The organism is Burkholderia sp. EMB26, assembly GCF_024730645.1.
Classification (GTDB): domain Bacteria; phylum Pseudomonadota; class Gammaproteobacteria; order Burkholderiales; family Burkholderiaceae; genus Burkholderia; species Burkholderia cenocepacia.
In genome coordinates this window covers 649,151-673,958 of the sequence record NZ_CP078072.1, presented here as the reverse complement: position 1 = coordinate 673,958, position 24,808 = coordinate 649,151, and the positions used below count along the sequence as shown (strand labels likewise).

At 69.6% G+C, this 24,808-nt stretch carries 23 protein-coding genes and 1 pseudogene; 19 read left to right on the top strand and 5 right to left on the bottom strand.

What is annotated here, in order from left to right:
* Positions 1 to 23 precede the first annotated feature (23 nt).
* Complete coding sequence (locus KU887_RS33355; protein WP_258258528.1) at positions 24 to 1,184, bottom strand: NAD-dependent formate dehydrogenase; 1,161 nt, start codon at positions 1,182 to 1,184, stop codon at positions 24 to 26.
* A gap of 232 nt (positions 1,185 to 1,416) precedes the next feature.
* Here KU887_RS33355 and KU887_RS33350 point away from each other — a divergent pair, with 232 nt between their 5' ends.
* Complete coding sequence (locus tag KU887_RS33350; protein ID WP_258258527.1) at positions 1,417 to 2,946, top strand: FAD-dependent oxidoreductase; 1,530 nt, start codon at positions 1,417 to 1,419, stop codon at positions 2,944 to 2,946.
* A gap of 42 nt (positions 2,947 to 2,988) precedes the next feature.
* Positions 2,989 to 3,366: a DUF5594 family protein gene (locus KU887_RS33345; protein WP_059722845.1), complete on the top strand. Its 378-nt coding sequence runs from the start codon at positions 2,989 to 2,991 to the stop codon at positions 3,364 to 3,366.
* 49 nt (positions 3,367 to 3,415) lie between these two features.
* Here the strand turns inward: KU887_RS33345 and KU887_RS33340 are convergent, their stop codons facing one another.
* On the bottom strand, positions 3,416 to 3,634 hold the full coding sequence (locus tag KU887_RS33340; protein WP_043205930.1) for a DUF6566 family protein: 219 nt from the start codon (positions 3,632 to 3,634) through the stop codon (positions 3,416 to 3,418).
* A gap of 122 nt (positions 3,635 to 3,756) precedes the next feature.
* Between KU887_RS33340 and KU887_RS33335 the strand changes: the two genes are divergently transcribed.
* From KU887_RS33335 to KU887_RS33320, 4 genes are all read left to right on the top strand, one after another.
* Positions 3,757 to 4,395 (top strand): MarC family protein, encoded by a 639-nt coding sequence (locus tag KU887_RS33335; protein ID WP_006498386.1) that lies wholly within the window; start codon positions 3,757 to 3,759, stop codon positions 4,393 to 4,395.
* 31 nt (positions 4,396 to 4,426) lie between these two features.
* Positions 4,427 to 4,897, top strand: a complete 471-nt coding sequence (locus tag KU887_RS33330) for a membrane protein (protein WP_034203648.1) — start codon at positions 4,427 to 4,429, stop codon at positions 4,895 to 4,897.
* A gap of 136 nt (positions 4,898 to 5,033) precedes the next feature.
* Positions 5,034 to 6,239 carry a zinc-dependent alcohol dehydrogenase gene (locus tag KU887_RS33325; RefSeq protein WP_034203647.1) on the top strand — a complete coding sequence of 402 codons (1,206 nt, stop codon included), beginning with the start codon at positions 5,034 to 5,036 and terminating at the stop codon, positions 6,237 to 6,239.
* Between the two features lie 32 nt (positions 6,240 to 6,271).
* Complete coding sequence (locus KU887_RS33320; RefSeq protein WP_006498383.1) at positions 6,272 to 6,595, top strand: four-helix bundle copper-binding protein; 324 nt, start codon at positions 6,272 to 6,274, stop codon at positions 6,593 to 6,595.
* Positions 6,596 to 6,599: 4 nt separating this feature from the next.
* On the opposite strand, the gene KU887_RS33315 is transcribed toward KU887_RS33320, so the two are convergent.
* Entirely contained in the window at positions 6,600 to 8,192 is a 1,593-nt protein-coding gene (locus KU887_RS33315; RefSeq protein ID WP_112751569.1) for an ATP-binding protein, read from the bottom strand.
* 279 nt (positions 8,193 to 8,471) lie between these two features.
* On the opposite strand from KU887_RS33315, the gene KU887_RS33310 reads away from it, so the two are divergent.
* From KU887_RS33310 to KU887_RS33270, 9 genes are all read left to right on the top strand, one after another.
* Entirely contained in the window at positions 8,472 to 8,825 is a 354-nt protein-coding gene (locus KU887_RS33310; protein ID WP_043205927.1) for a hypothetical protein, read from the top strand.
* 184 nt (positions 8,826 to 9,009) lie between these two features.
* Positions 9,010 to 9,861 carry a BON domain-containing protein gene (locus KU887_RS33305; RefSeq protein WP_048987206.1) on the top strand — a complete coding sequence of 284 codons (852 nt, stop codon included), beginning with the start codon at positions 9,010 to 9,012 and terminating at the stop codon, positions 9,859 to 9,861.
* A 47-nt stretch (positions 9,862 to 9,908) separates the two neighbouring features.
* Positions 9,909 to 12,719, top strand: a complete 2,811-nt coding sequence (locus KU887_RS33300) for an ABC transporter transmembrane domain-containing protein (RefSeq protein WP_258258524.1) — start codon at positions 9,909 to 9,911, stop codon at positions 12,717 to 12,719.
* Positions 12,661 to 13,188: a hypothetical protein gene (locus KU887_RS33295; protein WP_043205925.1), complete on the top strand. Its 528-nt coding sequence runs from the start codon at positions 12,661 to 12,663 to the stop codon at positions 13,186 to 13,188. The genes KU887_RS33300 and KU887_RS33295 overlap by 59 nt, the downstream gene beginning before the upstream one ends.
* Before the next feature lie 184 nt (positions 13,189 to 13,372).
* Positions 13,373 to 14,122 (top strand): SDR family oxidoreductase, encoded by a 750-nt coding sequence (locus KU887_RS33290; protein WP_006498377.1) that lies wholly within the window; start codon positions 13,373 to 13,375, stop codon positions 14,120 to 14,122.
* Positions 14,113 to 14,724, top strand: a complete 612-nt coding sequence (locus tag KU887_RS33285) for an HAD-IIIA family hydrolase (protein ID WP_006498376.1) — start codon at positions 14,113 to 14,115, stop codon at positions 14,722 to 14,724. The genes KU887_RS33290 and KU887_RS33285 overlap by 10 nt, the downstream gene beginning before the upstream one ends.
* Positions 14,721 to 15,923 (top strand): glycosyltransferase family 9 protein, encoded by a 1,203-nt coding sequence (locus KU887_RS33280; RefSeq protein WP_059723080.1) that lies wholly within the window; start codon positions 14,721 to 14,723, stop codon positions 15,921 to 15,923. The genes KU887_RS33285 and KU887_RS33280 overlap by 4 nt, the downstream gene beginning before the upstream one ends.
* A 3-nt stretch (positions 15,924 to 15,926) precedes the next feature.
* Positions 15,927 to 17,672, top strand: coding sequence for a carbamoyltransferase C-terminal domain-containing protein (locus tag KU887_RS33275; protein ID WP_258258522.1), 1,746 nt, complete (start codon positions 15,927 to 15,929; stop codon positions 17,670 to 17,672).
* Positions 17,669 to 18,670, top strand: coding sequence for a glycosyltransferase family 2 protein (locus KU887_RS33270; protein ID WP_080323331.1), 1,002 nt, complete (start codon positions 17,669 to 17,671; stop codon positions 18,668 to 18,670). Before KU887_RS33275 ends, KU887_RS33270 begins: the two co-directional genes overlap by 4 nt.
* A gap of 24 nt (positions 18,671 to 18,694) precedes the next feature.
* Here KU887_RS33270 and KU887_RS33265 read toward each other — a convergent pair.
* A pseudogene (locus KU887_RS33265) lies at positions 18,695 to 19,732 on the bottom strand (RNA-guided endonuclease InsQ/TnpB family protein); the annotation flags it as partial.
* 89 nt (positions 19,733 to 19,821) lie between these two features.
* Here KU887_RS33265 and KU887_RS33260 point away from each other — a divergent pair.
* Positions 19,822 to 20,910 (top strand): glycosyltransferase family 9 protein, encoded by a 1,089-nt coding sequence (locus KU887_RS33260; RefSeq protein WP_034204040.1) that lies wholly within the window; start codon positions 19,822 to 19,824, stop codon positions 20,908 to 20,910.
* Entirely contained in the window at positions 20,900 to 21,850 is a 951-nt protein-coding gene (locus KU887_RS33255) for a glycosyltransferase family 4 protein (protein ID WP_034203640.1), read from the top strand. Before KU887_RS33260 ends, KU887_RS33255 begins: the two co-directional genes overlap by 11 nt.
* Positions 21,851 to 21,881: 31 nt before the next feature.
* Here the strand turns inward: KU887_RS33255 and KU887_RS33250 are convergent, their stop codons facing one another.
* Positions 21,882 to 22,916, bottom strand: a complete 1,035-nt coding sequence (locus KU887_RS33250) for a sigma-54-dependent Fis family transcriptional regulator (protein ID WP_006498369.1) — start codon at positions 22,914 to 22,916, stop codon at positions 21,882 to 21,884.
* A 341-nt stretch (positions 22,917 to 23,257) separates the two neighbouring features.
* Here KU887_RS33250 and KU887_RS33245 point away from each other — a divergent pair, with 341 nt between their 5' ends.
* Positions 23,258 to 23,446: a hypothetical protein gene (locus KU887_RS33245; RefSeq protein ID WP_258258520.1), complete on the top strand. Its 189-nt coding sequence runs from the start codon at positions 23,258 to 23,260 to the stop codon at positions 23,444 to 23,446.
* Complete coding sequence (locus KU887_RS33240) at positions 23,431 to 24,798, top strand: sigma-54 dependent transcriptional regulator (RefSeq protein WP_006498367.1); 1,368 nt, start codon at positions 23,431 to 23,433, stop codon at positions 24,796 to 24,798. The genes KU887_RS33245 and KU887_RS33240 overlap by 16 nt, the downstream gene beginning before the upstream one ends.
* Positions 24,799 to 24,808 lie beyond the last annotated feature (10 nt).

Genomic DNA, 24,808 nt, shown 5'->3' with positions numbered 1-24,808 from the left:
GCGGCCGAACGCGGCGCGCGGCGTCACGTCAGCCGGTACGATTGCGCGCCCGTGCCGGCGAGCGTGCCGCCGTCGACGATCAGGTATTCGTTGCGGATCGGCTTGCCGTCGAACCAGCATTGCAGGATCTCCAGCGTGCCGGCCGCATAGCGCGCCTGCGCCGACAACGACGTGCCCGAGATGTGCGGCGTCATCCCGTTGAACGGCATCGTACGCCACGGATGATCGGCCGGCGCCGGCTGCGGAAACCACACGTCGCCGCCGTAGCCGGCGAGATGGCCGGACGTGACGGCATTCACCACGGCATCGCGGTCGACCAGTTTCGCGCGTGCGGTGTTGATCAGGTACGCGCCGCGCTTCATCCGCGCGATCATCGCCGCGTCGAACAGCCGCTCGGTGGACGGGTACAGCGGAATCTGCAGGTTGACGATATCGACGGCGCTCGCGAGCGACGCCGCATCGGCGTGATACGTGAGCGCGAGCGCCTGCTCGATCGACGCATCGAGCCGATGGCGCTGCGTGTAGTGCAGATGCAGGCCGAACGGTTGCAGCCGGCGCAGCACCGCGAGGCCGATGCGCCCCGCGCCGACCGTGCCGAAATGCATCCCTTCGATGTCGTAGCTGCGCGCCACGCAGTCGGCGATGTTCCAGCCGCCCTGCTGCGCGATCGCATGCGACGGCAGGTAGTTGCGCACCAGCGCGAGCGTCGTCATCACCACGTGCTCGGCGACGCTGATGCTGTTCGAGCCGGTGACTTCGGCAACGGTGATGTGCGCGCGTGCGGCCGCATCCAGGTCGACGTGATCGGAGCCGATGCCGGCCGTCAGCGCGAGCTTCAGCTTCGGCGCGCGGGCGATCCGTTCGGCGCTCAGGTACGCGGGCCAGAACGGCTGCGAAATCACCACGTCCGCTTCGGGCAGCCGGCGCTCGAATTCGGAGTCGGGGCCGTCCTTGTCGCTCGTGACGATCAGAGTGTGGCCGTGCGCTTCCATATAGCCGCGCAAGCCGAGCGCGCCGGACACCGAGCCGACGAGCTCGCCGGGCCGGAAGCCAAGCGGGCCGGCCGGTGTCGGCGCGGTCTGGCCGTCCGCGTAGTGCGTGACGACCGGGATCGCGTCGCGCACGTAGCGCGGCGGATAGCCGTCGACGGGATCGGGGTAGAGCACGCACAGGACGGTGGCCATCGGGTAGTGCTCCTTTGACGGGTGAAGGCGGCACGCGGCTTGCGCGGGTCGCGTCGTGCGCCTCGCAGGCGGCCGCCGTGTTGCGCCGCAACGTTGATCACGTTCTACGCCGGTCATGGATCGCGTACAAGCTACAGTCCGGGTTTGCGTGCGCTGCGGGGCGTCTGTACCTGTTCTTTTCAGGAGGGATGTCGATAATGGGATCGTTACCTGACTTTTCGGGAGCCACGTCATGACTGGAAGTGATGCGTCCTCACGCCCCGACCTCACGCAGGGGGTCGCGCTCGACGATCTCGCCGACGGCGCGATGATCGAGGGCCATGTCGGCGACGCGGCGGTGCTGCTCGTGCGTCGCGGCGACGAGCTGTTCGCGGTGGGCGCGCAATGCCCGCACTATGGCGGCCCGCTGGCCGAGGGCCTGCTGGTCGGCGACACGATTCGCTGCCCGTGGCATCACGCGGCGTTCTGCCTGCGCACCGGCGCGATGGAGCGCGCGCCGGCACTCGACGGGCTGCCGTGCTGGCGCGTCGAGCGGCGCGACGGCCGCGCGGTCGTCGTCGATGCGCGGCCGGCCGCCGTGCCGCCCGCGCTGAAGGCAGCCGGGCTGCCCGCGTCGGTCGTGATCGTCGGCGGCGGCGCCGCTGCGATCGCGGCGGCCGTGACGCTGCGGCAGGAAGGCTATCCGCACGCGATCACGCTGCTGAGCGCCGATGCCGATCCGCCGTACGACCGGCCGAATCTGTCGAAGGATTACCTCGCGGGCACGGCGCAAGCCGACTGGTTGCCGCTGCGTGCGCCGTCGTTCTATGCCGAGCAGCGGATCGACGTGCGCTGCAATACGCGGGTCACGCGCATCGATCCCGCGCAGCGGTCGGTCGAGCTGGCCGACGGCGGCCGGGTCGACTACGGCGCGCTGCTGCTCGCGACCGGCGCCGAGCCGAACAAGCTGAACGTGCCCGGCGCCGATCTGCCGCACGTGTGTACGTTGCGCTCTCGCGCCGATTGCGATGCGCTGATCGGCAAGCTGAAAACCGCGCGCCGCTGCGTGGTGGTCGGCGCGAGCTTCATCGGGCTCGAAGCGGCCGCCGCGTTGCGCACGCGCGGGCTCGACGTGCACGTCGTCGCGCCCGATCCGCATCCGATGGGCCGCGTGCTCGGCGATGCGCTCGGCGACACGATCAAGGCGCTGCACGAAGCGCACGGCGTGGTGTTCCATCTCGGCGCGACGCCCGCGCGGATCGGGCCGGACAGCGTGACGCTGTCGAGCGGCGACGTGCTGCCGGCCGACGTCGTGCTGGTGGGTATCGGCGTGCATCCGAACGTCGAACTTGCGCAGGACGCCGGGCTCGCGGTCGAACGCGGCGTGACGGTCGACCGCTTCCTGCAGACGAGTGCGCCCGGCATCTATGCGGCCGGCGATATCGCGCGCTGGCCCGATCCGCTGACGGGCCAGCGGATTCGCGTCGAGCACTGGGTCGTCGCCGAGCGGCAGGGCATCGTCGCGGCGCGCAACCTGCTCGGCCAGCAGCGGCCGTTCGACGCGGTGCCGTTTTTCTGGAGCCAGCATTACGACCTGACGCTCCGCTATGTCGGGCATGCGGAGCAATGGGAGCGCGTCGAGATCGAGGGCGACCTCGGCGCGCACGACTGCTCGATCGCGTACTGGCGCGGCAACACGCGGCTCGCGGTCGTGACGATCGCTCGCGATCTCGACAACCTGAAGGCCGAAGCGGCGCTCGAGCGGCAGATGACGCCCGCATGAAAGCAGCAAGACGACACCTGCCGAACCCTTGATGGAGGCAAGATGAACCCCGACGTCCGCGCCCGTTTCGAAACCGAGTTCGCGCCGCGCATCGCGACGCGCCTGCGTGGCCTGTACCAGCCCGGCGAAGTGAAGGTCGACGTCGTGCCGCACGACGGGCAGGGCAGCCCGACCTGCATCGACGTGATCGGCCTCACGTCGACGGTCGGCTTGCCGAACCGGTTGAACGTGCGGCTCGCGTGGCGCGACGACGCGATCGCCGGCCTGCTGGCCGAGCCCGATCCCAGCCGCTTCGATCGCTATCTCGCGGCGCTGCCGGTCACGATCGAGCGCTGGCAGATGGAGCTGCCGGTCGATTTCAGCACACGGACCCAGCGCGATCGCGAGATCCTGATCGGCGACCTCGATTTCGATGCGTGACGTGCATCGCGCGACGCCGGTCGCCCGTGTGCCGATGAACCGGGTGGCGTTACCGGTCGCGCGTCTTGATCATCACGCGCCCCTGGTCGATGCCGCCGCGCAGCGCCTCGTCGCACGTCAGCCATTCGGGCGTGACGAGTTCGGGCGCGGGCAGGTCGACGGGCGCGCCGTCGCGGAAGATCCGCACCTGCGCGACCCATGCGCCGTTCGCGTTGCGCGTCGCGTCGACGCGAATTTCGTGACCCATGAAAGTGTCGGTGGCTTGCATCGAGCGGGGCCCTCCGTCGTGGATGAACGTGGTGCGTGGATCGTATCAGCATGGCGTGCGCCGCGCATCGAAAACGAACCGGCGTGGGCGTGTCACGTGCCGCGCGAGACGGGAGCGACCCTGTGGCCTTCGACCTGACTTTTTCCATCAAGGTATTCGCCGCGCTGTTCGCGATCATGAACCCGATCGCGAACATCCCGGTGTTCCTGTCGCTGACCGAAGGCGCGGCGGACGGCGTGCGCCGCAAGGTCGCGCTGACGGCCGCGATCGGCGTGACGGTCGGCTGCATCGTGTCGGCCGTCGCGGGCGGCGCGATCCTGCGCGCGTTCGGCCTGACGATCGACGATTTCCGCCTCGCGGGCGGGCTGCTGGTGCTGTTGATCGCGCTGTCGATGCTGCATGGCGCGCCGAGCCGCCAGCATGCGCCGGGCAGCGACGAAGGCGCCGATCCGGCAGCCGCCGAAAGCGTGGCGATCTACCCGCTGACGATCCCGTTGCTGGTCGGCCCCGGCACGATCGCGACGATGATCGTGCTCGGACACGGCGCGGTCTCGACCGGGCAGGAACTCGCGTTCGCGCTCGGGCTGGCCGCGTTTCTCGTGCTGCTGGCCGTGTCGCTGCTGTCGGCGCCGCTGATCGGCCACTACCTGTCGCCGCGCGTGACGGCCGTCACGCAGCGCCTGATGGGGATGATTCTCGCGGCGATCGCGATGCAGATGATCGTCGCGAGCCTGAAAGCCGCGTTCGGGCTGCCGCATTGAGCGCGCCCGTTCGACTGCCTGGAGTCGCTGAATGAACACGCTAATCGTCTTGTCCTATCCCGATCTCGACGCGGCGCGTCGCGCGCTGGCCGAACTCGGCACGCTGCGCGACCGGCACGTCGTCGCGCTCGCGGGGATCGTGATCGTCGAGTGCTCGACCGACGGACAGTTGCGCACGCATGCAGTCGATCCGGGCCGCGTGGCATCCGGATCGCTGCTCGACAGCGTCGTTGCGCACATCGAATCGTCGCTCGACGCATGGCGCGAGCGGCCGGTCGACGATGCGCTGACCGATCGCGTCGCGCGCAAGGCGCGCCCCGGCACCGTCTCGCTCGGGCTGGCCGCGACGCAGGTCGACATCTACGCGTTGAGCGCGGCGCTCGGGCCGCTGGGCGGTGACGTGGTCGACACGACGCTGTCGATCGACGACGAACTGAAGCTCGTCGAAGCGATCTCGAACGCGCGCGACGGCGGCATCGGCAGCGGCCCGGCGACGGACTGACGCGCCGGCTCGATTCCTCCTCGAAAACGCAGCGCTTCCTGTCCGTGCCTCACGGCGCGCCGCACAGGCGCACGCCTTGCTCGATTCGCTCGACGGTCTCATTCACCGTTTCCGCTTTCGACAAGGAGGGCCTGACATGAAAGCAGTCGTATTTCACGGCATCGGCGACATTCGCATCGACACGGTGCCCGATCCGGAAGTCTCCGCGGCGACCGACGCGGTCGTGCGCCTGACCGCCAGCGCGATCTGCGGCACCGATCTGCACATGGTGCGCGGCACGCTGGGCGGCATGAAGCCGGGCACGATCCTCGGCCACGAGGGCGTCGGCATCGTCGAGGCGGTCGGGCGCGACGTGCGCAACCTGCGGCGCGGCGATCGCGTGCTGATTCCGTCGACGATCGCGTGCGGCAGCTGCGCCTACTGCCGCGCGGGCTACACCGCGCAATGCGACGTCGCGAACCCGGGCGGGCCGCGCGCAGGCACTTCGTTCTTCGGCGGGCCGGCGGAAACGGGCCCGGTCGACGGGCTACAGGCCGAATATGCGCGCACGCCGCTTGCGCATGCGAGCCTGATTCGCCTGCCTGACGCGATCGACGACGATCGCGCGATCCTGATGTCGGACATTTTCCCGACCGGCTATTTCGGCGCGCAGCTCGCGGAAGTGAAGCCGGGCGATACCGTCGCCGTGTTCGGCGCGGGGCCGGTCGGGCAGTTCGCGATCGCGAGCGCGAAGCTCATGGGCGCCGGGCGCGTGATCGCGATCGACCGGATCGCGTCGCGGCTCGAGATGGCGTGCGGGCAGGGCGCCGAGATCGTCGATTTTTCCGAGGACGATCCGGTCGATACGATCCTGCGGCTCACCGGTGGGATCGGCGTCGATCGCGTGATCGACGCGGTGGGCGTCGACGCGATGCGCGCGACGCACGGGCCGGCCGCAGCCGATCGCGACGCCGCGCGCGCGTTCGATGCGGAAGTCGACGCGATCGCGCCGCACCGCAAGCCGGACGGTCGCAACTGGGTGCCGGGCGACGGGCCGTCGCAGGTGCTGCAATGGGCGGTGCGTGCGGTCGCGAAGGCCGGCACGATCTCGGTGATCGGCGTGTATCCGCCGGCCGCGCGCGTGTTTCCGATCGGCGACGCGATGAACCGCAACCTGACGATCAAGATGGGCAACTGCAATCACCGGACGGTGACGCCGCCGCTCGTGGAGCTGGTGCGCAGCGGCGCGTTCGACCCGCTGTCGGTGCTCACGCGCAGCGAGCCGCTGACGAACGCGATCGATGCGTATCGCGCGTTCGACGTGCGCGAGCCGGGCTGGATGAAGGTCAAGCTGACGCCATGACGACGACACGAACCGAAACCGGGAGCATTGCGATGAACGATCGATACGACAACTGCATGGCCGCGTGCGACGCCTGCGCGCACGCGTGCGACACCTGTGCGGCATCCTGTCTTGCGGAGCGCGACGTGCATGCGCTGGCCGCGTGCATTGCGCTCGACATCGAGTGCGCGCAGCTGTGCCGCTTCGCATCGGGCGCGATGGCGCGCCGCAGCGGGCTCGCACCGCGCATTTGCGCGCTGTGCGCGCATGCGTGCGACCTGTGCGCGGCCGAGTGCTCGCGGCATGCGCACGAGCATTGCCGCCGCTGCGCGCTCGCGTGCGAGGCCTGCGCGGCGATGTGCCGCGCGATGGCCTGAGTGCTTACGACGTGTCCTGAACCCGCCGCGCGACGCGCTGCAGCAACGCATCGAGCACGGCCATCTCGACGGGCTTCACGAGATGGTCGTCGAAGCCTGCGCGTTCGGTGCGCGCGAGGTCGGACGCGCGCGCATGGCCCGACAGCGCGACGCAGGTCGTGTCGCGCAGCGTGTCGATCGCGCGCAATTCCTGCAGCAGCGTGAAGCCGTCGATGTCCGGCATCGTCAGGTCGAGCAGCATCAGCTGCGGCAGGTAGTCGCGCGCGAGGGCCAGCGCGTCGGCCGCGTTGTACGCGACCCGCGGCGCATGCCCTTTCAACTGCAGCAGCACCGCGAGCGTATCGGCCGAATCGCGGTTGTCGTCGACGACGACGATGCGCAGCGGCGCGTCCGCCGGCTGTTCAGGCACGGCCGGTGCGGGCAGTGCGGCGCGCTCGGCGCGCATCGTGTGCGCGATCGGCAGCCAGACCGTGAAGGTCGCGCCGTGGCCGGGCCCGTCGCTTTCCGCGACGATCCGCCCGCCGTGCAGATCGACGAACGACCGGCAGATCGCGAGACCGAGCCCGAAACCGCCGGACGGAGAGCGGCCCGGTGCATCTTCCTGTTCGAACAGGTCGAAGATCGTTTCGAGCGCACCGGGCGCGATGCCGACGCCGCGATCGACGACGCTGATCGCCACCGACGGCCCTTCGATTCGCGCACCGACGTCGATTCGGCCGCCGTGCGGCGAGAATTTCGATGCGTTGTCGAGCAGGTTGTGCAGCACTTGGACGAGCCGTGCGTCGTCGCCGTGCAGCACCACGGAGTCGGCCGGCAGGTCGACGCGGATCCATTGCCCGCGCGCGGCCAGCTTCGGCTGGATGCTCTCGACGCCGCGGCACACGATGTCGCGCACGCTGACCGGGCGAGCGTCGAGTTCGATCTTGCCGGCCGTGATGCGCCCGACGTCGAGCAGATCGTCGACGAGCCGCGTCAGTTGCCCGACCTGGCGGTGCACGGCGTCGCGACACTGCGCGAGCGCGGGCGGCGGATCGGACAGGCTCTGCAGCACGCCGACCGAATTGCGCAGCGGCGCGAGATGATTGCGCAGTTCGTGCGCGAGCGTCGCGATGAACACGCTGAGCCGCTGCGTCGATGCTTCGAGCTCCTCGAGCCGCTTGCGCTCGGTCATGTCGCGCGTGATCTTGATGAAGCCGCACAGCTCGTGCGTCGCGTCGTACACCGGCGTGATCGTCACGCTCGCCCAGAACTGCGTGCCGTCCTTGCGCACGCGCCAGCCCTCGTCTTGGAAGTGGCCATGCGCGGCGGCCAGCGCGAGCCCCTGCGACGGCCGGCCGGCCGCGATCGCGTCGGTCGGATAGAACAGCGAGAAATGGTGACCGACGATTTCGGCCGCGTCGTAGCCCTTGATGCGCGCCGCGCCGGCGTTCCACGTCGCGACGTTGCCGTACGGATCGAGCATGAATACCGCATAGTCGGTGATCGACTCCACCACGGTCTGGAACCGGAATTCGGCGAAGCGGTGCTGCAGGTCGCGCGGATCGGACAAGCCGGGCGGCGGCGGATGCGGTTGGAGATCGGCGTCGTCTTTCTTCATCGGAGCGGCAAGTTGGAAATACGGGCGGCCGCGGGTCGCCGGCCCGCCCCCGGACGCGCCGGCGGCGGCCATACGGAGCGATTGGCACGTCCGAAAGGATAAAGGAACTCGATTCGGCTGATCAATGGGCGCGCATCGGCCGTGCCGTGCGCCGGGATGGGCGCCGGCGCGACCGGCGGTAGCCGGCCCGGCATGCCGATTGCACGACCTGCTGGTCCATCCGCCGCGCGCCGGTCGTCCGGCCCCGCGCGCGGCGGCAAGCCACGCAAGGAGATCGACATGAACAGCACGCTGAATCCCGACAACGAACCGGCCGGCCCGGACGACGACAACGCGAGCCGCGGCCGCGACGGCCGCGCGCTCGGTCCGAGCGACTCGTCCGACAGCGGCAGCGACACGGCGGGCGCGCGGCGCCATCCGTTCGACGTCGATTCGCCGCTCGACGATCACGCGCTCGAACGCGGCGATGCCGCGCTCGGCAGCGACACGGACCGCGCGGGCACCGGCGAGCGGGCATCGGCGGACGGCGACTCGACGCTCGAGGAAGGCGCCGACATCGAGCCGGACCGCACCGAGCGGCTGAGCGAGCCCGGTCGCACCGACGAACCGGACGAACCTGGCGGCGCGCCGTGACGCCCGGCACGCAAAAACTGCAATCGCGTTGCAGATTGGGGCGCCCGACGGCTTCCCGGCGCTGCGACGCGCAACCGTCGCGGTACGGCCATGTCGCCGGCACGCGATTTGCATTCACCCGACCGACGCGCGCCGCGCCGCGGCATGGGGCCGTGCGCGGCGCAGGCGATCAAGGAGAGACACGATGCAACGACGATATCCCGGACGGTCCGGCGAGCGCGGTGGCCCGCCCGACTGGCACGAGCGCAACGAACGCGCGTACCGGGGCGCTGGCGAGCGCGGCATCCCGGACGACCCCGCACGGTGGCCGGAAGAAGACTACGAATCGGCTTACCGCCGCTTCGCGAGCGAGGACGTGGGCCCGGAAGACTGGGGCAGCGAATGGACCGAGCGCGCCGCGCGCCCGGTCGACCCGCGGCGCGCTGCCGCCGACCCGGACTGGCCGGGCGGCGCGCGCCAGCCGGCGCGGACCCCCGAGCGCGGCTACGGCGACCCGGGTCGCCGCGCGGAAGGCCGCGAAGGCCGGTACGGCGGCGAGCGCCCGGAATTCCGCGGCCAGCACCGGATGGGCTGGTACGGCGGCGAGCGCGACCCCGGTGATCCGCGCCATGGCGGCAGCGCGCCTGACCTGTCGCGCTTCGGCCGGGACACCGAACGCGAAGCGCTGCGCCATCGCCGCGGGCCGAAGGGCTATACGCGCTCGGACGAACGGATTCGCGAGGACGTCTGCGAGCGGCTCGCGCATGCGCTCGAGATCGACGTGAGCGACGTGACCGTGCAGGTACGCGACGGTCGCGTCGAACTGGACGGCACGGTGCCGGCCCGCTGGATGAAGCACGACATCGAGGATCTGGCCGACGGCTGCATGGGCGTGCAGGACGTCGAGAATCGCGTGCGCGTGCGCCGCGAAGGCGAACACGATACGGGCATGGTGCTGCATCCGGACCAGCGGACGGTGACGCCGACCCAGCCCGCCGCGCGGGACCCCGAGCCCGGCACCGTGGTGCGCGGCCGCGAGCGTGAACCGCGCCACTGAGCGCCGATGCGTGACACGGCGCGCCCCCGACCGCGAGCACTGCGTGCATGACGACCGGACTCGACGAAACGCCAACCAAGGACCGTGACGTGGCGGCAGGCCGCGCGCGCCAGGGCCGCCGCCGCGACGAACGCGGCCTGCGGGTGCGGATCGCGGTCGAACTCTGGCGCGCGATCTGGCATTACCGTGCGCGTGTGCTGGCGGCGATCGTGCTGCTGGTGCTCGCGAAAGCGGCGGCCGTGTCGGTGCCGCTGCTGCTCAAGGACATCGTCGACGGCTTCGGCCGCGCGGCCGGCCAGCCCGTCGCGTGGCCGGTGCTGCTGCTGTTCGCGTACGCGGTGGTGCGCTTCGCGTCGAACGCGCTGAACGAAGTGCGCGACATGACGTTCGTGCAGGTCACGCAGCACACGGTCGCGTCGTTTACCGTGCGCACGTTCGGCCACCTGCATCGGCTCGGCGCGCGCTTTCATGCGCAGCGCGAGACGGGCGCCGTCGTGCGCGATCTCGAGAAAGGCACGGCCGGCATCGGCTATCTGCTCGGCGTCGCGGTGTTCACGGTCGTGCCGACGGCCATCGAGATCGGCTCGGTGCTCGTGATCGTCATCGGCAAGTACGGGGGCGGCTTCACGGCGATCATTTTCGTCACGTTCGCCGTCTACGCGGCGTATACGGGGGTGTTCACGCGTCGGCGCATGCGTTACCAGCGGCGCGTGAACGCGCTCGAGGCCGAGTCGAATGCGCGCGTGGTCGACAGCCTGCTGAACGTCGACACGGTCAAGTACTTCGCGCGCGAGGACGTCGAGCGCGACCGGCTCGACCGCGTGCTGGACGAATGGCGCGAAGCCGGCGTGGACAACCAGTACGCGCTGTCGACGCTGCATATCGGGCAGAGCGCGTGCATCGGCGCGGGGATCGCGGCCGTGATGCTGCTGGCTGGGCAACATGTCGCGCGCGGCACGATGACGGTCGGCGATCTCGTGCTGATCAACGCGTACATCATCCAGATCAGCCTGCCGCTGAATGCGCTCGGCTTCGTGTTCCGCGAAGCGAACGACGCGATGACGAACATCGAGCGCCTGTTCGGGCTGCTCGATGCGCGCGGCAAGCCGAGCGAGGACGGCGACGCGCCCGGCGCGCAGCCGCTCGTCGTACGTGGCGGCACGATCGAGTTCGAGCATGTCGACTTCGGCTACGAGCCGAGCCGGCAGATTCTGTTCGACGTGTCGTTCCGTATCGAGGCCGGGCAGACGGTCGCGGTGGTCGGCGGCAGCGGCTCGGGCAAGTCGACGCTCGCGCGCCTGCTGTTCCGGCTGTACCAGCCCGACGCGGGCACGATCCGGATCGACGGCCAGGACTTGCGGCTCGTCACCGAGCGCAGCCTGCGCGATGCGCTCGGCATCGTCCCGCAGGACACCATCCTGTTCAACGACACGCTCGCGTACAACATCGCGTACGGCAAGCGCGACGCGACGCGTGGCGAGGTGATCGCGGCCGCGCGCGGCGCGCAGCTCGACGCGTTCATCGAGCGGCTGCCCGACGCGTACGACACGCGCGTCGGCGAGCGCGGCGTACGGCTGTCGGGCGGCGAACGGCAGCGGGTCGCGATCGCGCGCGCGTTGCTGAAGGCGCCGCCGATCGTCGTGTTCGACGAGGCGACGTCGGCGCTCGACACGCGCTCGGAGCGCGCGATCCAGCAGGAACTGATGCGCGTCGCGCAGCATCGCACCAGCCTCATCATCGCGCACCGGCTGTCGACGATCGTCGATGCCGATCGCATCCTGGTGATGGAGCACGGCCGGCTCGTCGAGCACGGCACCCACGACGAGCTGCTCGAAAGCGGCGGCGTGTATGCGCAGATGTGGGCGCTGCAGGCGAAGCAGCGCGAACTGGAACGCACGGAGGCGAAGTTCGCGCGGCAGCCGGTGCGCATCAACCCGCTCGTGTCGCAGGTGCTCGATTCGCTGGCGGAGGCGGCCGCGCAGCGCGGCGTGCCGGTGTTTCGCCATCTGTCGGACGAGGATCTGGTCGTCAAGGCCGATCCGGCCGCGCTGCGGCGCTTCGTGTGGGAACTGTGCCGCGGCGCGGTCGACGCGAGCAGCGGCGGGCAGCTGGAGGTGCGCACCGCGCGCCACGACCCGGAAGCGCGGATCACGATCGCATGCGCGGGCGTCGACGCCACCGAACTGTCGTTGATCGATCTCGAACGCTTGCAGGACGCGATCGAGGAGGCCGGCGGCTATGTCGTGCGCGAACGCGACGATACCGGCGTGACGCTGCACCTGTCGCTGCCGATGTGCGCGGTGGCGCCCGCGTCGATGCAACCCGACGGCGCCGTGCCGAATCCGGATGCCGGCGCGGCGCCCGCGGCGAAGCCGCTCGACGGCCTGCGCATCGCGTGCGTGGACGATCACGACGAGGCGCGCGAGGCGCTCACCGCGCTGCTGAAGGTCGCCGGCGCCGACGTGCACGCGTATGCGTCGGGCCAGGCATTGCTGGACGACCTGTGGCGCGCGCGCCGGGCCGACTGGCCGGCGCTGCTCGTCTGCGACATCGACCTCGGCGACGACGAGGAGGACGGCTACGCGGTGATGTCGCGGGTGCGCCAGCTCGACGCCGCGCGCGATCGCGATCGTGACGGCCGCGCGCCGCTCGAGGCGCTGGCCTTGTCCGGCCATGCGCGCGACCGCGATCGCACGCGGGCGGTCGAAGCCGGTTTCCATGCGTACCTGACCAAGCCCGCGGTAGCGGCCGACCTGATCGCGGCGTTGCGTGCGCTCGCGTTTTCCTCCGGAGAAATCCATGCCGAACCTTCTGAATCCGACGCCACCCGAAACCCTGAACGCGCGTCGCGGCGGTAGTGCGTTCGCCGACCGCCAGGCCGCGGTGGCGGCCGTCGAGCTGCTGTTGCCGAGCCTGTCCGCCGCGCTGCAGAGCGACTTCGTCGGCGACAGCGGCTGCCTGCACATCGTGATCATGGACCCGGCGCTCGGGCCGCACGACGCGGCGTTCGAGGACGCGATCCTGTATGAGTTTTCGCTGCCCGACCCGAAGGACTGGGACGCCGACTATCGCGCTTACGCGCGGGCCAAGGCGCGGCTGTCGTGGGAAACGGGCCGCGACGGCCACGTCGTGCAGGCGCTGGAGCCGTACCGGCTGCGCGCCGGCGACACGAACCTGTGGGGCGGCGTCGCGCTCGGCGGCATCGTGGTCGGCGTGTCGGGCGCGCAGCCGTGGTTCGACGAGGCGTTCGCGGGCTGCATCGCGCACTGCCTGCGCGCGCTCGCCAAGCACCGCGCGCAGGCGACGCCCGACGGGCTCGCGATCTGAGCGCGGCGGCCCGGACCCGTTTTTACAGCCGGTTATAAAAAAGCCAGCGGGCGCGCGGCACAGCCCGACGCGGCGCGGGCGCACGCAGGCCGGCACGGTTTTCGCTGTACCTCATGCACGGACGGTTGTCGCGACAAGTGTCGCCGTCAGCCGGATGGCTTTCCGACATCGACAGGAGGTGCAGGTGAACGCGACTCACGATCCAGCCAGACCGCCGCTCGCCGGCCGGACCGCACTCGTGACCGGGGGCGGCCGCGGTCTCGGCGAAGCCATTTGCGAGGAGCTTGCCCAGCATGGCGCGCACGTCGTCGTCGCCGATCTCGACGGCGACCGCGCGGCGGCCGTCGCGCAGCGGCTCGAGCGGCACGGCGGCCACGCGGTGGGGCGGCCGCTCGACGTGCGCGACGAAGCGTCGGTGCTGCAGGTCGTGCACGACGCGCGCGAGTCGCTCGGCGACCTCGACGTGATCGTCAACAACGCGGCGATCGACGTGACCGCGCCGATCGACGACGTGAGCGTCGAGGCCTGGCAGCAGGTGCTGATGACGAACCTGTTCGGCCCGTACCTGATGTGCCACGCCGCCGTGCCGATGATGAAGGCGCGCGGCGACGGACACATCGTCAACATCGCGTCGACCGCGTCGAAGCGCGCGTGGCCGAACGCCTCCGCGTATCACGCGACGAAGTGGGGCCTGCTCGGCCTGTCGCACGCGCTGCATGCCGAACTGCGGCCGAGCGGCGTGCGCGTGTCGGCGATCGTCGCGGGCGGGATGCGCACGCCGTTCCTGCTCGACCGCTTTCCGGACATCGACGAGGAGACGCTGCAGCCGCCGGAGCACGTGGCGGCCGCCGTGCGCTTCGTGCTGACGCAGCCGCCGGGCACCGTGGTGCCGGAACTGATGGTGCTGCCGATGAAGGAGACGTCATGGCCCTGAAGCGCGAACGGCGGCTGCCCGGCGCGGTGCTGCTCGACAAGGACGGCACGCTGCTGGAGGACGTGCCGTACAACGTCGATCCCGCGCACATGCGCCTCGCGCCGGGCGCGGCGCGCGCGCTGCGCACCCTCGGCGCGACCGGCATGCCGCTGGCGGTCGTGTCGAACCAGCCGGGCGTCGCGCTCGGCCGCTTTACCGAAAACGAGCTTGGCGCGGTCCGCCAGCGTCTCGCCGAACTGTTCGAAGCGAACGGCGCGACGCTGGCGGATTTTTTTTACTGCCCGCATCACCCGCGAGGCAGCGTGCCGCGCTACACCTGTGACTGCATCTGCCGCAAGCCGCGCCCCGGCATGCTGCGCCGCGCGCTGACCGCGCTCGGCGTCGTCCCCGAATGGAGCTGGATGATCGGCGACATCCTCGACGACGTCGAAGCCGGCCGCACCGCGCGCTGCGGCACGATCCTGGTCGACTGCGGCAACGAGACCGAGTGGCGCCTGAACGCCGCCCGCACGCCGCACCACGTCGTCGATCGCATCGACCTGGCCGCCGACATCGTCGTGCGCGAGGCCGTGCGCCGGCACGGCTCGTGGGTGCGGCGATGAGCACCGCCTGGAGCCGCGCCCGCCGCATCCTGTGCGTGCGGCTCGACAGCATCGGCGACGTGCTGATGACGACGCCCGCGCTGCGCGCGCTGAAGGAGGGCGGCCATGACCGCCGGCTGACGCTGCTGACGTCGCGCACGGGCGCCGCGCTCGCGAAGCACCTGCCGATGGTCGACGACGTGTGGTCCTACGACGCGCCGTGGGTCAAGCATCCGGACACGCGGGGCGACCCGGTCGCCGATCTCGACATGATCGACCGGCTGCTGGCGGGCCGCTTCGACGCGGCCGTGATCTTCACCGTCTACAGCCAGAATCCGCTGCCCGCCGCGATGATGTGCTGGCTCGCCGGCATTCCGTTGCGGCTCGCGCATTGCCGCGAGAACCCGTACGAACTGCTGACCGACCGCGTGCCGGAAACCGAGCCGGAATCGCACGTGCGCCACGAGGTCGCGCGCCAGCTCGCGCTGGTGCGCACGGTCGGCGCGACGACGTCGGACTGGCGCATGGCGTTCGAGCCGGGCGACGCGGCGCGGCGCGCGGTGCACGCACGCTTGCAGGCCGCGCTGCACCGCTTTGGCGGCGCGCGCCAGCCGGAGGCGCCGCGCGCGCGCTGGCTGGTCGTCCATCCGGGCGCGAGCGCGGCGTCGCGGCGCTGGCCGGCCGAGCGCTTCGGCGAAGCGGCCGCCGCCGTCGCGCCGCTGTTCGACGGCATCGCGGTGACGGGCAGCGCGGACGAACGCGCGCTGGTCGACGCGGTGTGCGAACGCGCGGGGCCGCGCGCCGTGCCGCTGGCCGGCGTCTTGCCGCTCGGCGAACTCGGCGCGCTGATCGAAACGGCCGACCTGCTGCTGTCGAACAACAGCGGCCCCGTGCATCTCGCGGCCGCGCTTGGCACGCCGGTGGTCGACCTGTACGCACTGACCAATCCGCAGCACACGCCGTGGCGTGTGCCGCACCGTGTGCTGAACGTCGACGTGCCGTGCCGCAACTGCTATCGCAGCGTGTGCAATCAGCCCGGCCATCCGTGCCTGCGCGGCGTGAGCGTCGACGACGTGGTCGCCGCCGTGCACGCGTTGCTGCGCGGCAGCGCGCGCCATGCGCAACGCGCGGCCGCGCGGGCTGCCGCGCACGGCAGCGAGCCGGTCGCGGTGCCCGCATCGAACGTGCTTCCGTTCGCGCACGTCATCACGAGGAACTGACGCATGCCTGACCCGATCCATACGCTCGGCATCAACGCCGCCTTCCACGACAGCGCCGCGTGCATCGTGCGCGACGGCGTCGTGATCGCGGCGGCCGAGGACGAACGCTTCACGCACGTGAAGCACGCGAAGCGCCCGGTGCCGTTCTCGACCTGGGAGCTGCCTTTCCATGCGATCGACTATTGCCTCGCGGAAGCCGGCATCACGCTCGCGGACGTGGACCACGTCGCGTACTCGTACGACCCGTGGTTCGAACTCGACCGCGAAGGCACGCCGCAGGCGTTGACTTTGCCGCTGTCGCCGTCCGCGCATGCGCCGCGCGAGGACGGCGCGTCGCCGTGGCATCCGCTGTTCCTGTCGTCGATCGTCAACGCGCCGCGGCAGCTCGCGGGCGGCGTGCCGCATCATCTGCAGCGGCGCTTTCGCGGCGTCACGCACGACGGGCCGTTCCGCTGGCATTTCATCGAGCACCATCTCGCGCACGAGGCGAGCGCGTTTCTCGCGGCGCCGTTCGAGCGCTGCGCGGTGATGACGATGGACGGGCGCGGCGAGCGCGCGACGACGAGCTACGGCGTGTTCGACGGCCGCGCGTACCGGCGGCTCGGGCAGGTCAACCTGCCGCATTCGCTCGGGCTGCTGTACGAGCGCTTGACCCGCTATCTCGGCTTCCTGCACTCGTCCGACGAATACAAGGTGATGGCGCTCGCGTCGTACGGCAAGCCGGTGTTCGCCGACGAGATGCGCAAGCTGGTGCGGTATCGCGGCGAAGGGCGCTACGACGTGGTCGACGACGATCTGGCCGCGCGATTCGGCCCGCCGCGCGAACGCGGCGGCCCGATCGAGCCGCATCACTGCGACATCGCGCATGCGCTGCAACTGGTGCTCGAGGAGACGACGCTGCAGGCGGTCGACTGGCTGGCCGCCGAGACCGGCGAGCGGCAGCTCGCGATGGCGGGCGGCGTCGCGCTGAACTGCGTGATGAACGCGAAGATCCGCGATCGCGGCCCGTTCGACGACGTGTGGGTGCAACCGGCCGCCGGCGACGCGGGCACGGCGCTCGGCGCCGCGCTATGGACCGACTTCCGGATGCGCGGCGAGCGCGGCGGCTGGCGCATGGACCATGCGTATCTCGGCCCGGCCTACGACGACGATGCGATCGAGGCGTTCCTGAAGGAGGCGCAGCTGCCGTACCGGCGGCTCGCCGACGTCGCCGCGCAGACGGCCGCGCTGCTCGCCGCGAACCGCGTGATCGGCTGGTTCCAGGGGCGCATGGAGTTCGGGCCGCGCGCGCTCGGTGCGCGGTCGATCCTCGCGTCGCCGATCGATCCGGACATGCAGCGCAAGCTGAACCGGATCAAGGATCGCGAGGATTTCCGGCCGGTCGCGCCGGTCGTGCTCGAGGATCGTGCGCATCACTGGTTCAGCGGCGGCCGCGGCACGCCGCTGCGCGCGCCGTTCATGCTGTTCGTGTACGACGTCGTGCCGGAGCGCGCCGACAGGATTCCGGCCGTGCGCCACATCGACGGCACCGCGCGCGTGCAGACCGTCGACGAAAGCCAGCATCCGCTGCTGCATGCGCTGTTGACCGAGTTCGACGCGCTCACCGGCGTGCCGGTGCTCGTCAACACGTCGTTCAACACGCGCGGCGAACCGATCGTATGCTCGCCGCGCGACGCGATCGAATGCTTCTGGACGTCGCCGCTCGACGCGCTCGTGATCGGCCCGTTCCTGCTGGAGAAGCCGAGATGAACATGCGCGACACGCACCTGCCGCCGGTCGTGTCGGTCGTCGTGCCGACCTACCGGCGGCCCGATCTGCTCGAACGCTGCCTCGACGCGCTGTGCGTGCAGGTGTTCGATCCGACCACCTACGAGATCGTCGTCGTGGACGACGATCCGGCCGGCAGTGCGCGCGCCGTCGTCGATGCGTGCCGCGCGCGCGTGACCGACGTGCCGGTGATCCGCTACATGACCGCGCCCGACACGCAGGGGCCGGCCGGTGCGCGCAACGTCGGCTGGCGCAGCGCGGGCGGCGCGCTGATCGCATTCACCGACGACGACACGATTCCCGATCCGAGCTGGCTGCGCCACGGTGCGGCCGCGCTGCTGGCCGAGCCGTCGGCGGCGGCCGCGGCCGGCCGGATCGACGTGCCGTTGCGGCCGCGCCCGACCGACTACGAACGCGACGCGGCGGGGCTCGCGCACGCGGAATTCGCGACCGCCAACTGCTTCGTGCGGCGCGCGGCGCTCGAACGCGTCGGCGGCTTCGATGAGCGCTTCACGCGCGCGTGGCGCGAGGACGCCGACCTGATGTTCGCGCTGCGCGAGCATGCGGGGCCGATCGTCGAGGCCGACGCCGCGCGCATCGTGCATCCGGTGCGTCCCGCACGCTGGGGATCGAGCATCGGCGCGCAGTCGAAGGTGTATTTCGATGCGCTGTTGTACAAGAAGCATCGCACGACCTATCGGCGCCATATCCGGCCGACGCCGCCGTGGCATTACTACGCGGCCGTGCTCGCCGCGCTCGGCGCGCTCGGCTGTTTCGCGGCCGGCTGGCCGGCGCCGGCCATCGTGTGTGCGGCGGTGTGGGCCGCGATTACCGCGGGGTTCTGCGCGAAGCGGCTGCGCGGCACGCAGCTCACGCCGTCGCATGTGGCCGAGATGATCGTCACGTCCATCGCGATTCCGCCCGTGTCGCTGTACTGGCGCATGCGCGGTGCGCTTCACTTCAGAGTGTTCTTCCTTTGACGCCCTCATCTCCTTAAGGGGGAGGATTCCCACACCTGGCGATGCACGTCCGCATCGGAGAATGTTCAACGCAGCGTTGGTATCTCGATCATGTTCGACACCACAGTCACTACAGGCCCACTCTCTTATTCGCAGTTCCGCGATACCTTTCGGCCGCGTCGTGCTGTCTTTCGATCCGCACGACGAACAGGACTGGGTAGAACCGCTTTCGTCGACTTCCTCGAACGTGGCTCCGTGCGCGATCGCTTTATAGCGGAGCTTGTTCCGGAAGGACGACCAGGATGCGTCGTAGACGCTCTTCGCCATCCTGGTTCTGGCGAGTTTTGCGGCCGACACGTTGCCGACCGCGATGTAATCGAAGCGCCGCACCAGATCGAGCGCGAGCTTGTGCTGGAAATCGGCACGGGCATTCGAGATCTTTGCGTGCAGCTTCGCGATATGTCGCTTGTGCTTTCGTGCTCGCTGCGCTTTCGTCAGCTTTTCTGCCGCGCATCGGCCGAACCGGTCATTCGGCAGTTTTTCTCCGGTCGAAAGCGTGGCGAAGTCTTTCAGGCCGAGATCGATGCCGACACCGGAGCGGACCGGGCGGACCTGCACATCGGGCATCTCGATCACGATGTTGAGAAACCAGTTGCCGCGCGCATCCTGCGCAAAATTGGTCCCGTCCTTGATCTTGCATTCGGGAAGCGGTCGACTGTTGAACACGCGGAAGGTGTTGCCGGCAAAGCGAAACGCTTCGCCTTCGCGCTTCAGGTCTCGGCCCTTCAGCTGCACCCAGCCCAGCGATTTCATGCCGCGATAGCGCAGGTAAGGCCGAGGGTTCCGACTGCGCGACTTCGCGTATTGCTCGCACGTCGCGTTGATCGTGCCGGAATGGATGCCGAGCGCCTTGCTGCTGGTCGTCAGCACGTTCAGATCAAAACCCGTCGGCCATTTCTTATTCCACTTGAGCGCGTGCTTCTGCGTGTCGTTGCAGAAGTTCCAGACGTAGTTCACCGCACGGCTCTGCTTGTTGAGCAGTCCATTGAGCGATTTCACGCGGTAGCGATAGACAAGGATCATGCCGGTGATCCTAACCCGTGGAAGAAGCAGCCTGTCGACAGCACGCCTTTCCTCTCCGTCCTGAAGGTCGGGGTTTCTCGGAGCAAATGATGAAGCTCGATTCCAGCGTCGATTCCGACGGCCCGCGCGGCCCGAAGCGGATCGCAGTGTTCCGCGCTTTGCAGCTCGGCGACATGCTGTGCGCGGTGCCCGCGCTGCGTGCGCTGCGGCGCGGCGAACCGGATGCGCGCATCACGCTGATCGGGCTGCCGTGGGCGCGCGAGTTCGCGTCGCGCTTCTCGGACTACATCGACAGCTTCATCGCATTCCCCGGCGCGCCGGGGCTCGGCGAGCAGCCCGAACCCGACGCGGCCACGCGCGAAGCGTTCATCGCCGAATGTCGCGCGCGCGACTTCGACCTCGCGATCCAGCTGCACGGCAGCGGCGCGCACACGAACGCGATCGTCGCGTCGCTCGGCGCGACCCGCACGGCCGGCTTCGTGCCGGCCGACGGTGGCACGACCGCGCTCGACTGCGCGCTCGTGTGGCGCGACGACGAACCGGAAGTGACGCGCTATCTGGCGCTCACGCGCAAGCTCGGCTACGCGGACTGGGGCGACTACCTCGAATTCCCGCTCGGCGGCCTCGACTACGCGCTGTGGCACGTGCTCTGCGACGAGCACGCGCTCGATCCCGGCCGCTACGTGATCGTCCATCCCGGCGCGCGGATGGCGTCGCGGCGCTGGCCGGTCGAACGCTTCGCGCTCGCCGCGCGGCAACTCGCGGACGACGGCTGGCAGATCGTGCTGACCGGCACGCGCGCGGAACTGGCGTTGGCGAGCGCGTTCGCCGAACACCTCGGGCGGCCGTGCGTGAACCTGTGCGGCCGCACGCCGCTCGGCGCGCTCGCCGCGCTGATCGCCCGCGCGCGGCTGCTGTTGTGCAACGACACGGGCGTGTCGCACGTCGCGGCGGCGCTCGGCACGCCGAGCATCGTCATCGCGTGCGGCAGCGATACGGCCCGCTGGGCGCCGCTCGACGCCGAACGCCATCGCGTGCTCGCGAACTACCCGGCGTGCCGCCCGTGCATGTTCGAGTCGTGTCCGTACGGGCACGAGTGCGCGACGGCGATCGGCGTCGGCGAAGTGATCGACCGGGCGGGCGAACTGCTCGCGGAGGAGAGACGTCATGTCACGTAAGCGGTTGCGCGTGCTGACCTGGCACGTGCATGGCAATTACCTGTATTACCTGTCGCAGGCGCCGCACGATTTCTACATCGTGACGAAGCCGCAGCATCCGCCCGGCTACGCGGGCCGCGTCGGGCACCTGCCGTGGGGCGACAACGTCCATGAGGTGCCGGCCGAATGCGTGCGCGACACCGCATTCGACTGCGTGCTGTACCAGCACGTGAAGCATTATCAGCACGACCGCCTGCGGCTGCTGAGCGAAGCGCAGCGCGCGCTGCCGACGCTGTTCGTCGAGCATGATCCGCCGCGCGAGCATCCGACCGACACGCTGCATCCGGTGCAGGACCCGAACGTGTTGCTGGTGCACGTGACGCCGTTCAACGCGCTGATGTGGGACAACGGCGTGACGCCGACGCGCGTGATCGAGCACGGCGTGCTGATGCCGGAAGGCGTCGAGTATCACGGCACGCTGCCGAAGGGCGTGGCCGTCGTGAACAACCTCGCGCGCCGCGGCCGGCGCCTCGGCGCGGACCTGTTCGAGGTCGTGCGGCACAGCGTGCCGATCGACCTGGTCGGGATGGGCTCGACCGATCTCGGCGGGATCGGCGAAGTGCCGAACCCGGCGCTGCCGCAATTCCTGTCGCACTACCGGTTCTTCTTCAACCCGATCCGCTACACGAGTCTGGGGCTCGCGGTGATCGAGGCGATGATGATCGGGCTGCCGATCGTCGCGCTCGCGACGACCGAGATGGCGCAACTCGTGAAGACCGGCAGCAACGGCGTGGCCGATACGCGGCCGGCCGTGCTGATCGACGCGATGCGGATGTTGATTCGCGATCCGGACCTGGCGCGCGAATGGGGCGCCGCAGCCAAACGCGACGCGTGCGAGCGCTTCGGCATCGAACGGTTCGCGCGCGACTGGGACGCCGCCCTCCGCGATGTGACGACGTGACGACGTGAGCGCGGCGGCGTGCCGGCCGCGTTCACGGCGTCGTCGCGGGCGGCGAACCGGAGGCGTTTCCGCCGTTCGCGGCATTCGGCGCCGGCGGCGCGCCGCTGACCGCGTTGCGCTCGTTTTCCGGCAGCAGCGCGAGGCGGTTGTACAGCGTTTTCAGGCTGATGCCGAGCGCCTTCGCGGTGCGCGGCTTGTCGCCGTTGAAATGCCGTAGCGACGCGACGATGAAGCGCTGCTGCGTATGCGCGAGCGTCGTGCCGATATGCAGCGTCATCGCGTTGTGGCGCACTTCCTCGCGCGGCGGCTGGCGGCGCGGCAACTGCAGTTCGATCTGCTCGTCGGCGAGGATGAACGCGCGCTCCAGCGCGTTGCGCAATTCGCGCACGTTGCCGGGCCACGTGTACGCGCGCAGCGCCTTCATCGCCTGCGTCGACAGGCGCTTTCTCGTACGGTGCCGCGCGTTCAGCCGCTCGACGATCTGCAGCGCGATGTCGCCGACGTCGTCCTCGCGCTGCCTGAGCGCGGGCACGTGCAGCGCGATCGGCGCGATCCGGTAGAACAGGTCCTCGCGCAACCGGCCGCTGCGCAACGCCTCGACCGGATCATGGTGGGTGGCCGCGACGATCCGCACGTCGAGCGGAATCGCCTCGTGGCCGCCCACGCGCACGATCGTGTTGGTTTCGAGCGTGCGCAGCAGCTTGACCTGCAATTCGAGCGGCATCTCGGCGATCTCGTCGAGAAACAGCGTGCCGCCGCGTGCGGCTTCGAACATGCCCACGTGTTGCGCGACGGCGCCCGTGAAGCTGCCTTTTTCGTGGCCGAACAACTGCGACTCCGCGATGTCCTTCGCAATCGCGCCGCAGTTGACGGGCACGAACGGGCCGCGCCGGCGCGGGCTCATGTCGTGAATGAGCCGGGCGACGATATCCTTGCCCGCACCGCTTTCGCCGACCACCAGCACACTCACGCGGGTGGCGGCGACGCGCGACACTTTCAGCAGCAGTTCCTGAATTGTTCGCGAACGGCCGAACAGTCGCGTGCCGTCATCGTCGGATTTCGACATGGAGTATGACCGGGTTGGGAAGTTTTGACCGAATGCGTCGTGACCAGGTAAAAAATGACGTGGCACACGTCGTCTTTCACGTACGCAGGATACCTTTTATACCGATTCGCCGACATTGAATCTGGCAATGCGGCTTACGTCAGCAGATAGATTTATTCGATGGGTCGCGAATGGACGACATCGTTCTTCTATACTGCTAAGCACCTGTTTTCCCATGTGGGACAGCTTGTCTGTCCGTTCGTGTGCAGCGTTGAAGATGCCGTCTTGGGCCAGCGCACGTTCCCTTGTTTGGAAAAATGCATGCGTGGCGCTGGCCCCCCGGAAGGGCCGAGCGCCGCGTCATGCTCGTCGCGAATACGTCGCGTATTCGCTTCGTCGCCATCCTCGCGCTCGACCCTTCCGGGGGCCGGCGCAAGCCCGTCATCAGCATGAACGGGCCCCATGACGTGCATTGCGCCGCACGTGTCGCGGTGCCGGCCGACGTACCTGCCGGGCCGCATTACAAGGAGTCTCGATGCCTTACGTCCTGATCGTCGAAGACGACGCCGATACGCGAACGATGCTGGCCACGCTCGCGCGCACGCAGCAACTGACGTGCGATACGGCGGCGACGCTTGAAGAAGCGCGCACGCTCGTCTCGACGCATACCCCCGATCTCGTGCTGTGCGACCTCGTGCTGCCCGACGGCAACGGGATGGATCTGTTCGACGCATTGCCCAAGCGCGGGCATTGCGAAATGGTGTTGACCACCGGCCACGCGAGCCTCGAAACCGCGATCGACGCATTGCGGCGCGGCGCGACCGATTACCTGGTGAAGCCGCTCAACATGCAGCGGCTGAACAGCATCTTCGCGCGCGTGCCGCGCACGACCGCGCTGCACGAGGAAATCGCGGAACTGCGCTCGGAACTGCAGCGCCTCGGCCGGTTCGGCCGCATGCTCGGCAGCTCGCCCGCGATGCAGGCCGTCTACGACGCGATCGGCCGCGTCGCGCGCACCGAAGCGTCGGTGCTGCTCACCGGCGAATCGGGCACCGGCAAGGAACTCGCCGCGCAGACCGTGCACGACCTGAGCCTGCGCCGCCGCGGGCCGTTTCTCGCGGTGAACTGCGGCGCGATCGCCGCGAATCTCGTCGAGAGCGAGATGTTCGGCCACGACCGCGGCAGCTTCACCGGCGCGGAACGTCAGCACAAGGGCTTCTTCGAACGCGCGGACGGCGGCACGCTGTTTCTCGACGAAATCACCGAGATGCCGCTCGAGTCGCAGGTCAAGCTGCTGCGCGTGCTGGAGACCGGACGCCTCACGCGGCTCGGCTCGACGCGCGAGATCGACGTCGACGTGCGCATCGTCGCCGCGACCAACCGCGACCCGGAAGCCGCGATGGCCGACGGCAAGCTGCGGCCCGACCTGTTCCACCGGATCAACGTGTTCCCGATTCCGCTGCCGTCGCTGCGTGAACGCGGCGACGACATTCCGATGCTCGCCGACGCGTTCCTGCAGCGCTACAACGAAGAGACCGGCCGCAACCTGCGCTTCGCGCCGGCCGCGCGCGAAGCGCTGAAGACCTACGAATGGCCCGGCAACGTGCGCGAGCTGCGCAACTTCGTGCAGCGCGCGAGCATCTTCACCGACGCCGACGTGATCGACACGCTGCCGCCGCCGATCATGGACGAGCTGTCCAGCATGGTCGATTCGCATGAAGATCGCGTGACGGTGCCGTTCGGCACGCCGCTCGAGGAAGTCGACCGCAAGCTGATCCTCGGCACGATCGCGCAATGCGGCGGCGTGAAGGCGCAGGCGGCCGAGGTGCTCGACGTCAGCCTGAAGACGATCTACAACCGGCTCGCGCAACTGGAAGACGAAGCGGAGAAGCCGGATTCCTGATGCCGCTACG

Bases quoted from the DNA above. Each gene is read 5' to 3' on its own strand.
- KU887_RS33355 (WP_258258528.1), bottom strand. From the start codon at position 1,184: ATGGCCACCGTCCTGTGCGTGCTCTACCCCGATCCCGTCGACGGCTAT.
- KU887_RS33350 (WP_258258527.1), top strand. From the start codon at position 1,417: ATGACTGGAAGTGATGCGTCCTCACGCCCCGACCTCACGCAGGGGGTC.
- KU887_RS33345 (WP_059722845.1), top strand. From the start codon at position 2,989: ATGAACCCCGACGTCCGCGCCCGTTTCGAAACCGAGTTCGCGCCGCGC.
- KU887_RS33340 (WP_043205930.1), bottom strand. From the start codon at position 3,634: ATGCAAGCCACCGACACTTTCATGGGTCACGAAATTCGCGTCGACGCG.
- KU887_RS33330 (WP_034203648.1), top strand. From the start codon at position 4,427: ATGAACACGCTAATCGTCTTGTCCTATCCCGATCTCGACGCGGCGCGT.
- KU887_RS33325 (WP_034203647.1), top strand. From the start codon at position 5,034: ATGAAAGCAGTCGTATTTCACGGCATCGGCGACATTCGCATCGACACG.
- KU887_RS33320 (WP_006498383.1), top strand. From the start codon at position 6,272: ATGAACGATCGATACGACAACTGCATGGCCGCGTGCGACGCCTGCGCG.
- KU887_RS33315 (WP_112751569.1), bottom strand. From the start codon at position 8,192: ATGAAGAAAGACGACGCCGATCTCCAACCGCATCCGCCGCCGCCCGGC.
- KU887_RS33310 (WP_043205927.1), top strand. From the start codon at position 8,472: ATGAACAGCACGCTGAATCCCGACAACGAACCGGCCGGCCCGGACGAC.
- KU887_RS33305 (WP_048987206.1), top strand. From the start codon at position 9,010: ATGCAACGACGATATCCCGGACGGTCCGGCGAGCGCGGTGGCCCGCCC.
- KU887_RS33300 (WP_258258524.1), top strand. From the start codon at position 9,909: ATGACGACCGGACTCGACGAAACGCCAACCAAGGACCGTGACGTGGCG.
- KU887_RS33295 (WP_043205925.1), top strand. From the start codon at position 12,661: ATGCCGAACCTTCTGAATCCGACGCCACCCGAAACCCTGAACGCGCGT.
- KU887_RS33285 (WP_006498376.1), top strand. From the start codon at position 14,113: ATGGCCCTGAAGCGCGAACGGCGGCTGCCCGGCGCGGTGCTGCTCGAC.
- KU887_RS33280 (WP_059723080.1), top strand. From the start codon at position 14,721: ATGAGCACCGCCTGGAGCCGCGCCCGCCGCATCCTGTGCGTGCGGCTC.
- KU887_RS33275 (WP_258258522.1), top strand. From the start codon at position 15,927: ATGCCTGACCCGATCCATACGCTCGGCATCAACGCCGCCTTCCACGAC.
- KU887_RS33270 (WP_080323331.1), top strand. From the start codon at position 17,669: ATGAACATGCGCGACACGCACCTGCCGCCGGTCGTGTCGGTCGTCGTG.
- KU887_RS33260 (WP_034204040.1), top strand. From the start codon at position 19,822: ATGAAGCTCGATTCCAGCGTCGATTCCGACGGCCCGCGCGGCCCGAAG.
- KU887_RS33255 (WP_034203640.1), top strand. From the start codon at position 20,900: ATGTCACGTAAGCGGTTGCGCGTGCTGACCTGGCACGTGCATGGCAAT.
- KU887_RS33250 (WP_006498369.1), bottom strand. From the start codon at position 22,916: ATGTCGAAATCCGACGATGACGGCACGCGACTGTTCGGCCGTTCGCGA.
- KU887_RS33245 (WP_258258520.1), top strand. From the start codon at position 23,258: ATGCTCGTCGCGAATACGTCGCGTATTCGCTTCGTCGCCATCCTCGCG.
- KU887_RS33240 (WP_006498367.1), top strand. From the start codon at position 23,431: ATGCCTTACGTCCTGATCGTCGAAGACGACGCCGATACGCGAACGATG.